Source organism: Pengzhenrongella sp., from assembly GCF_036565025.1.
Taxonomy (GTDB): domain Bacteria; phylum Actinomycetota; class Actinomycetes; order Actinomycetales; family Cellulomonadaceae; genus Pengzhenrongella.
In genome coordinates this window covers 1-7,722 of sequence record NZ_DATCNW010000206.1, presented here as the reverse complement: position 1 = coordinate 7,722, position 7,722 = coordinate 1, and the positions used below count along the sequence as shown (strand labels likewise).

The following is a 7,722-nucleotide window of genomic DNA, read 5'->3' as shown; positions in this document are numbered from 1 at the left end:
GCGCGCCGGGGACACCCGCACCATCGACCAGCTCCGCGCCGACGCGTACACCAGCACGCTGCTCGGCGACGACGGCTGCACCTGCGCAGACGCGGGTGTGGCTGTCGGCGAGACCCGCGAACCGGTCAGCAACACCGAGACCGGCGCGGGCTCGAGCGCGGGCTCGGAGTCGGAGTCGGGGTCGGAGTCGGGCTCGGCCGCTGGCTCGGGCTCTGGCGCGGGCTCTGGCGCGGGCTCGGCTTTGCCTGGTGCCAGCCGCTGTGCGGCGGGTACGGGCAGCGGCATCGGCGGTGTCGCCGGGCAGGTGCGCGTCGACGTGACCGTGTCGCTGGCGACGCTGCTCGGGCTGGACGAGGACCCCGCCCAGCTCGCCGGGTACGGCGCGATCACCGCCCAGACCGCCCGGCGGCTCGCCGCGAGCGGGACCTGGCGGCGGCTGGTCACCGATCCGCAGACCGGCACCGTGCTGGACGTGGGCAAGACCCGGTACCGGCCGCCGGAGGATCTTGCGGAGATCATCCGCGCCCGCGACCCGTACTGCGTGTCCCCGATCTGCAACGCAGCCTCGCGCAACTGCGACCTGGACCACCGGGTGCCGTTCAACCCGGACGGCACCGGCGGAGCCACGTCCACAGACAATATTTCCCCAGCGTGTCGAAGGGATCACCTGCTCAAGACGCACGCCGGCTGGACGTACGACCGCGCCGACAACGGCACGATCACCTGGACCACGCCCACCGGACACACCTATGGCTACAACTCCCCGCCCCCGCCCGGACACGAGCACCTGCCGCAGGTCGAACCCGAACCCGGGCTCGACCCGGGTCCAGCGGCCGAGCCCGCGCCCAAGGCGGATCGGGAGTCGGAATGGGATGACCCGCCGCCGTTCTGATCCTGCAGGCGACGGAGACACGACCTAGCCGGCGGACTTCCGTGCGTGAACACGTTCGATGGCACCGTAGGTGAATCGATCCGTCTCGACGATCTCGAGGCCGAGCTGCCGGACGGTGTTGAGGGGGCGACGCGTGTAGTGCTCCCCCTGCAGCGGGATGGTTACCAGCTCGACGAGGTACTCAATGGCGCGCAGCCCCAGGTTGGACGCGACGATGTGGTCGGCGAGCAACAGACTGCCGCCGGGCCGCAGGACACGGATCGCTTCGCTGAGGGCGACCCGTTCGTCGGGGATGCAGCACAGGGCGAAGGTGCAGACCACCGCGTCGAACAGTTCGTCTTCGAAGGGCAGCGCCATCGCGTCTGCCCGTGCGAGCGTGATCGGTCGCGCCAACCTCGCGGCGCTGCGCTCGGCGGCCTGCACCATCTGCGGACTCCAGTCGACCGCGGTGAGCCGCACGTCGTCGGCGTAGTGCGGGAAGTTCAGCCCGGTGCCGACGGCCACTTCGAGGGTGGCCCCCGCGGCCCGCCGGCACACCCACTGTCGACTGTCGGCGAAGAAGCGACGTTCCGCCGAGGCGATCTTTCGCTCGTAGCTTGGGGCCTCTTTGTCCCAGTAGCCGATCAGCCGTTCGGGTCGTGACACCGTGGTTCCTCGATTCGTTGCGCGAACATGGTCTACGCCGCGATCCCGAAGTCCGACCGGCCGGAGCCACGCGGATGCACGACCCATCCTCACACCCGCGCGCGCAGGCCGAGCTGACAGTGCCCTGACGTCCTCACCTGCTTCCGCCGCCCATTGATGACCTGGGCTTCTGCTTTCCATGAGCGCGAGTGGTTGGACTTGTGAACCCAGCCTTCCTACGCTCGAAGGCGTCGCGAGAGCAAGATCGGTCCGTCGCCGACACCGCGAGCCGTCGCCGACGACGCCGCTCCACAACGCAAGACCGAAAGGAACGCGCCGCAATGAAGACCTTTACCCTGCCCGGGACCAGCATCCTCGCCCCGAATGTCGTGCTCGGCATGATGCGCATCGCCGAGAAGTCCGACGACGAGGTGCGCGAGCTCGTGCGCACGGCCAGGGATGCCGGCATCGACTTCGTCGACCACGCCGACATCTACGGCTCGTCGCTGCACGGCTGCGAGGCCCGGTTCGCTGAGGCGATGGCGCTGTCCGCCTCGCAGCGCGACGCGCTCACCATTCAGACCAAGTGCGGCATCGGGCGCGGGTGCTTCGACTTCTCCTACGAGCACATCATTACGTCCGTCGAGGGCTCGCTGGAGGCTCTGCGCACCGACTACATCGACATCCTGCTGCTGCACCGGCCCGACGCCCTGGTCGAACCCGAGGAGGTCGCCCGCGCGTTCGACGAGCTCGCCGCCGCCGGCAAGGTCCGGGCCTTCGGGGTCTCCAACCAGACCCCCGGCCAGATCGACCTCCTGCGCAAGCACGTCCGCCAGCCCATCGTGGCCAACCAGCTCCAGCTGTCGATCACCCACGCGCCGATCATCGCCCAGGGCGTCGCCACCAACATGCTCGCCCAGGACCAGTCGCTCACCCGCGACGGGGGCGGCATCGTGGACTACTGCCGCCTGCACGACATCACCATCCAGGCCTGGTCACCGTTCCAGGCCGGGTTCTTCACGGGCGTGTTCCTCGGCTCCCCGGACTACCCGGAGCTCAACGCCGTCATCGACCGACTCGCCGCTGCCTATGACGTCCCACCGATCGCCATCGCGACGGCCTGGATCACCCGCCACCCGGCCCAGATGCAGGTCGTCCTCGGCACCACCAGCCCCGAACGGGTAGCCGGTGCCGCACTTGGCTCGGAGCTCCCGCTCACCCGGCCCGAGTGGTACGAGCTCTTCCAAGCCGCCGGGCACATCCTCCCCTGAGTCCGCTCGTTTCCTAAGAGGAGTCGGCGCCGAGGAGTCGTCGTGCGGTAGCGAGGTCGCCGTCGACGGCGATCGACCCGTCGGCGAGGTGGTTGTCGAGCATGGCGGGTTCAGCCAGGACGGTGTTGAGGGTGGCCGGGTCGGTGCGCAGGCGCGCGTCGGCCACGGCCGGCTCGCCGGCCTGGATGTGTAGCCGCCCTGCCGCGCTGCTGACGGTCCAGGTGCGGTCGCCGAGTTCGATGGCGCACGTGGCGGGTGGTTCCGTCGGGTCATGGTGGTGTGATCCGCGCAGGAAGAGCAGGACGGACGTCGCGCTCACGGTGGGCGAGGCGGGCATCGGAACCCGCAAGCCCCACCCGCCGAGCGCGAGGACGGCCGGCTCCAGCTCGCGCCCGGATTCGGTCAGCTGGTAGACGACCGCGCCGGCCGGCGGGGGCAGCGTGCGCCGGGACACCACCCCGTGACCCTCGAGCTCGCGGAGCCGGTCGGTGAGCAGGTTGGAGCTCACCGCGCGCAGCGCGCGGCGCAGATCGCCGAACCGCTGCGGGCCGAGCAGCAGCTCGCGCACGACCAGCAGCGCCCACCGCTCCCCGACGACGTCGAGCGCGCGGGCTATGCCGCACGCGTCGTGGTAGCTCGTACGGTAGCGGCGGCGCTCGCCCCGAGCGGCGGCGCTCGCCCCGAGCGGCACCGCCTGCTCGCCGGCCACCGGAAGCGGGCGCTCGGTCCTCGATCCGCGCCCGCTCCTCGGCGCAGGCAGGAATTCGCTCATGGGACAGCCCGTCGTCCACTTCGAGATCATCGGCACCGATCCGCAGGCCCTGCGCCGCCGCGGGATGGGCTCGTTCGGCTCGTTCCCGCGCATCCTCGGCCTCGAGGCAACCGGCGTCGTCGTCGACGCACCGGGCGGCGAGTTCGCCCCCGGGGCCCAGGTCGCGGCCGTCATGGGCGGGATGGGACGCACGTTCGACGGCGGCTACGCGCAGTACACGCTCGTACCCGCGAGCACCGTCATCCCCTTCTCGAGCGCGCTCGACTGGGCGACTCTCGGCGCGATCCCGGAGATGCTGCAGACCGCGTACGGGTCGCTCACCACGGACGTGGACGCGGCACCCGGCAGCTCCCTGCTCATCCGCGGCGGCACCTCCTCGATCGGCCTTGCCCTCGCCGTGCTCGCCAAGCGCGGCGGGATCACCGTGCTCTCGACGACGCGCAACGAGGCCAAGGCGGGCCTCCTGACCAGCGCCGGCGTGGATCCCGTGCTCATCGACACCGGAACGATCAGCGCTGCGGTCCGCGCGATCGTGCCCGACGGCGTCGGCGGCGCCGTCGAGCTCGTCGGAACTCCCACCCTCCGCGACACCCTGCAAGCCACGGCGGTGCACGGCACCGTCTGCTTCACGGGCATGCTCTCCGACGAGTGGACGGTGCCCGACTTCTATCCGATCGACTTCATCCCGAAGGGCGTGCGCCTCACCGCGTACTCGGGCGAGGCGAGCGACCTCCCCGCGCACGTGCTGCAGGAGTTTCTCGACGCCGTCGCCAATGGTGACGCGACCGTGCCGATCGGCAGGATCTACACCCTCGACGAGTTCGCGCAGGCCCACCGCGACATGGAGAGCGGTGCCGTCACCGGCAAGCTCGTCGTCACCACCCGCTGACCAGGTCCGCGCTACGCCGCTTTCCCGAACTCGGACCGGACGGCGCGCCGGCGCACGACCGCGCCGTCCGGGACGACAGCGTCGGGCGCGATCCGCACCCCGCGCCCGATCACGACGTCGGACCCGACTCGTGAGCCGGTGCCGATCCACGACCCGTCCTGCGCTCGCGTGCGCGCGCCGAGGTGCACATTCCCGGCGACGACAACGTCCTTGCCGATGACCACGTCGTAGTCCAGCCAGCTGCCCGCGCCGATCCTGGACCGGTCGCCCACCTGCGCACCGGCTTCGACGTAGGCCGTCGGCGCTACCATCGCCCCCTCGTGCACCCGCGCCCGCGGCGAGACCAGCCCGCCACCGTTGGCGTGCCGCACGTAGCGCACCACCCGTCCGTCGTCGTCCTCGAACTCAACCTTCGCTGCCATGTATCCCTTTCTTGAGCGTGCTTCCAGTTGTCATAACGTGCGACGTGCCGCAAGGATTCCAACGCTGCTACGTCCCGGGTGCTCGGGCTGTCACTTGGGAGCAACATGGAGGCGTCACAGTTGTCGAAGGAGGCCGAGATGGGATCTCAGCACGGGAGCGACGATGAGCGGCGCGGGTTCCAGCAGCTGATTCGGCTGCTCACGTTCGGGCTGGTCGTTGCCTCGGTCGTGAAGGAGTTGCGCACTCCGGCCGACGAACGGACATGGCACGGTGTCGTGGCCGGATTCGTCCCTTACGACTTTCGAATGCCCTCCGTCGCTCGGTTCCGTGCGCGAATGTGGGACCCCGAGGGCGAGCATCTCGTCAGCCCACAGGTGTTCGGCGTCGGCTGGACCGTGAATGTCGGCTGGGTGGTCAAGCTCATCCGGGAGAAGGTCTTCGAGGCGAGCTGACAGCGAGGCGCGCGACGGCCGCTCGGTGCAGCGTCGGCAACTGTCGTCCCGAGCTGTCGCCGGTCCGGGGTCGATGTCGACCCGGAAATGCCCCTGGACCTTCGTACCTGGAGTCGCCGCGTAGCCCTTTGCCCTACCCGACCGGACGGTCGTAGCGGAGGAGCTCTGCGTCGTCGGGCACCTCGAACGACCTCAACCAGGCTTCGAGGTCGGACCGCTGAATTGGAGGGTTCTCCATGTCGCGGGCCTGGATCCGCCGCCACAGCTCCTCGAGGGCGACGTCGAGATACGCCAGTTCGACCGTCGAGCCCAGCTCCCTCGCTTCCGTGCGTAGGAGGTTTCGCTCGTCGCGCCCCCACGTCCCCCATTCGATGATGACGGTCGCGCCCACGCGCAGGAGGTCCTTCGCCATGACCCATTGGAGCGACTCGACGCGCTGCCGGACGGCGGAGTCCCACAGGTTCACATCGAGCGCGCTCATCCACTCGTCGGGGGCGAGGCGCACCCCGGGCCGTTCGGCACTGAGCCGCTTGGCCGTCGTGGTCTTGCCGCTGCCCGGTAGTCCGCAGACGATGATGAGGCAGCCCTGGCCCCGGCGCGCAGTGGTCGGGCGGTCGCTTGCTACGGTCATCCGCCCAGAGTATTCCGGTGACATCCCTCGCCCCGCCGCCCGGTGAGCTTGGGCTGGGCCCGGACACCGAGGTGCGCGAAGGCGTCGCGGTGCAGGCCGGCGAGCAGGACGACGTCGTCCCACGTGGTGGCCGGTCCTGGGTCGATGTCGACCAGGGCGTAGGTCGGCCGGCGCGGATCGCTCGTGCGTGACGTCCACGCGTGCCACTCGAGCGCGCCGAAGTTGGCGGCCCACACGAGCGCGGCCGGCTCGTCCACGACCAGGTACGTCCGGGTCTCGCCCGGGTCGGCCTCGGGGTTCACCCACCGGGGCAGCCAGCCCGGCGCGTGCTCGGGCAGCTCCTTGTGCCAGAAGCCGTTCGCGCCCGCCCCGTTCGGATACCGGTGCATGTTCAGCGCCCGGCCCCGCAGGTACGGCAGGGCGACGGGTGCGATCTGCGCTGCGTACCGCACGAGCTCCCGCTTGGTGACCGGCGCCTGGCCCGGGCGGGCCGGGAACAGCTCCTTGTCGAGGTTGGTGAGCCGCAGCCGGCGCCCGAAGACGTCCCAGGTCCCGGCGGACCGCAGGTCGTCGAGCGCAGCCAGCTCGTCCTGGGTGGGTCCCGGGACGGTCGCGGGGCGGAGCTCGATCGACGCCTGCGCCGCGGGCAGGTCCGAGCGCCAGATCCGCTCCGGGTCGGCCTTCACCTCCTCGTTGGTCCGCCCGCTGAGGACCGACCTCGGATGGTCCTCGGGGTCCCAGCCGTCGACGGCGTGCTCGTCGCGCTTGTGCAGCAGCAGCCACTGCTCCTTGCCGTCGCTCCCGGGCTCCCCGCGCCGGACGAGCACCAGCCGGCCGGACAGCTTGGAACCGTGGACGTCAGCGTGGAAGTCCCCCGCGGCGACGGCCGCGACCGGGTCGTCGGTCGCGTGCGGCTCCCAGGTTCCGCGGTCCCACACGATCACGTCGCCGCCGCCGTACTCCCCCGCCGGGATCACGCCCTCGAAGTCGAGGTACTCCATCGGGTGGTCCTCGACGTGCACCGCCATCCGGCGCGCCTTGGCGTCCAGCGTCGGGCCGCGCGGGACCGCCCAGCTGACCAGCACGCCGTTCATCTCGAAGCGCAGGTCGTAGTGCAGTCGGCGGGCGCGGTGTCGCTGGACGACGAACCGGCGCTCCCCGGTCCCCGCCGGCGGCGAGGCCGCCTCGCCGGACGGCTCGGGGGTACGGGCGAAGTCGCGCATGGCCCGATATCTCTCGAGCTCGCCCGAAGATCGGGCTCCCTCCTTGCCGACCACGAGCCTCACCGCCTCCCCGCGCACCTCGGAGTCCGAATTGCGACAATTCTTCCAGATTGCCCGAGAATATTCTCCCGAATTCACCCCGCCGTTCACCCAGATACTTTCTTTCATTTCCACGAGGCCTTAGTGGTGCATTTATCCAACGTTGATCCAACTGACCCGAATGGGTGACTTCGCTTCGAAAGCGCGGGTGACAACCAGCAAAACCGCCACCACCGTCCCGACGTGCGTCGCTACGTTGCTCACGTAAACCACGATCGGTGGTCACAACCCTTAACCCAGGAGGCATCCGATGAACTCACTGCTGATCAACCTGTACATCATGGGACTCAACACGCGGGATCGCCTGACCCTCGTCCGTGAGGACCCGGAGCGTGGCGCCACGGCGGTGGAGTACGGCCTGATGGTCGGCCTCATCGCCGTGGTGATCATCGTCGCGGTGACCGCTCTGGGGGGCCAGCTCAAGACCCTCTTCGAGTCGGTCACCA

Annotated in this window: 10 protein-coding genes; 5 read left to right on the top strand and 5 right to left on the bottom strand. The window is 70.1% G+C overall.

Annotated elements, in window-relative coordinates:
- A partial coding sequence (locus VIM26_RS11955) for an HNH endonuclease signature motif containing protein (protein ID WP_331951430.1) occupies window positions 1-892 on the top strand: 892 nt, incomplete at its 5' end.
- Window positions 893-916: 24 nt separating this feature from the next.
- On the opposite strand, the gene VIM26_RS11950 is transcribed toward VIM26_RS11955, so the two are convergent.
- Window positions 917-1,537 carry a class I SAM-dependent methyltransferase gene (locus tag VIM26_RS11950; RefSeq protein WP_331951428.1) on the bottom strand — a complete coding sequence of 207 codons (621 nt, stop codon included), beginning with the start codon at window positions 1,535-1,537 and terminating at the stop codon, window positions 917-919.
- Window positions 1,538-1,857: 320 nt separating this feature from the next.
- Here VIM26_RS11950 and VIM26_RS11945 point away from each other — a divergent pair, with 320 nt between their 5' ends.
- Window positions 1,858-2,787 carry an aldo/keto reductase gene (locus tag VIM26_RS11945; RefSeq protein WP_331951426.1) on the top strand — a complete coding sequence of 310 codons (930 nt, stop codon included), beginning with the start codon at window positions 1,858-1,860 and terminating at the stop codon, window positions 2,785-2,787.
- A 13-nt stretch (window positions 2,788-2,800) separates the two neighbouring features.
- Here VIM26_RS11945 and VIM26_RS11940 read toward each other — a convergent pair whose 3' ends face one another.
- Window positions 2,801-3,559 carry a winged helix-turn-helix transcriptional regulator gene (locus VIM26_RS11940; RefSeq protein ID WP_331951424.1) on the bottom strand — a complete coding sequence of 253 codons (759 nt, stop codon included), beginning with the start codon at window positions 3,557-3,559 and terminating at the stop codon, window positions 2,801-2,803.
- Here VIM26_RS11940 and VIM26_RS11935 point away from each other — a divergent pair.
- Complete coding sequence (locus VIM26_RS11935; protein ID WP_331951422.1) at window positions 3,558-4,448, top strand: zinc-binding dehydrogenase; 891 nt, start codon at window positions 3,558-3,560, stop codon at window positions 4,446-4,448. The two genes, VIM26_RS11940 and VIM26_RS11935, sit on opposite strands and share 2 nt — an antisense overlap.
- Window positions 4,449-4,459: 11 nt before the next feature.
- Here the strand turns inward: VIM26_RS11935 and VIM26_RS11930 are convergent, their stop codons facing one another.
- On the bottom strand, window positions 4,460-4,870 hold the full coding sequence (locus VIM26_RS11930; RefSeq protein WP_331951420.1) for a transferase: 411 nt from the start codon (window positions 4,868-4,870) through the stop codon (window positions 4,460-4,462).
- A 138-nt stretch (window positions 4,871-5,008) separates the two neighbouring features.
- Between VIM26_RS11930 and VIM26_RS11925 the strand changes: the two genes are divergently transcribed.
- Entirely contained in the window at window positions 5,009-5,323 is a 315-nt protein-coding gene (locus tag VIM26_RS11925; protein ID WP_331951418.1) for a hypothetical protein, read from the top strand.
- Between the two features lie 133 nt (window positions 5,324-5,456).
- On the opposite strand, the gene VIM26_RS11920 is transcribed toward VIM26_RS11925, so the two are convergent.
- Window positions 5,457-5,954: an ATP-binding protein gene (locus VIM26_RS11920; protein ID WP_331951416.1), complete on the bottom strand. Its 498-nt coding sequence runs from the start codon at window positions 5,952-5,954 to the stop codon at window positions 5,457-5,459.
- A complete protein-coding gene (locus VIM26_RS11915) occupies window positions 5,951-7,240 on the bottom strand; it encodes a DNA polymerase ligase N-terminal domain-containing protein (RefSeq protein ID WP_331951414.1) in 1,290 nt (429 codons plus the stop codon). The genes VIM26_RS11920 and VIM26_RS11915 overlap by 4 nt, the downstream gene beginning before the upstream one ends.
- 286 nt (window positions 7,241-7,526) lie before the next feature.
- On the opposite strand from VIM26_RS11915, the gene VIM26_RS11910 reads away from it, so the two are divergent.
- Window positions 7,527-7,722, top strand: a 196-nt coding sequence (locus VIM26_RS11910) for a Flp family type IVb pilin (RefSeq protein ID WP_331951412.1), incomplete at its 3' end; no start/stop codon positions are given.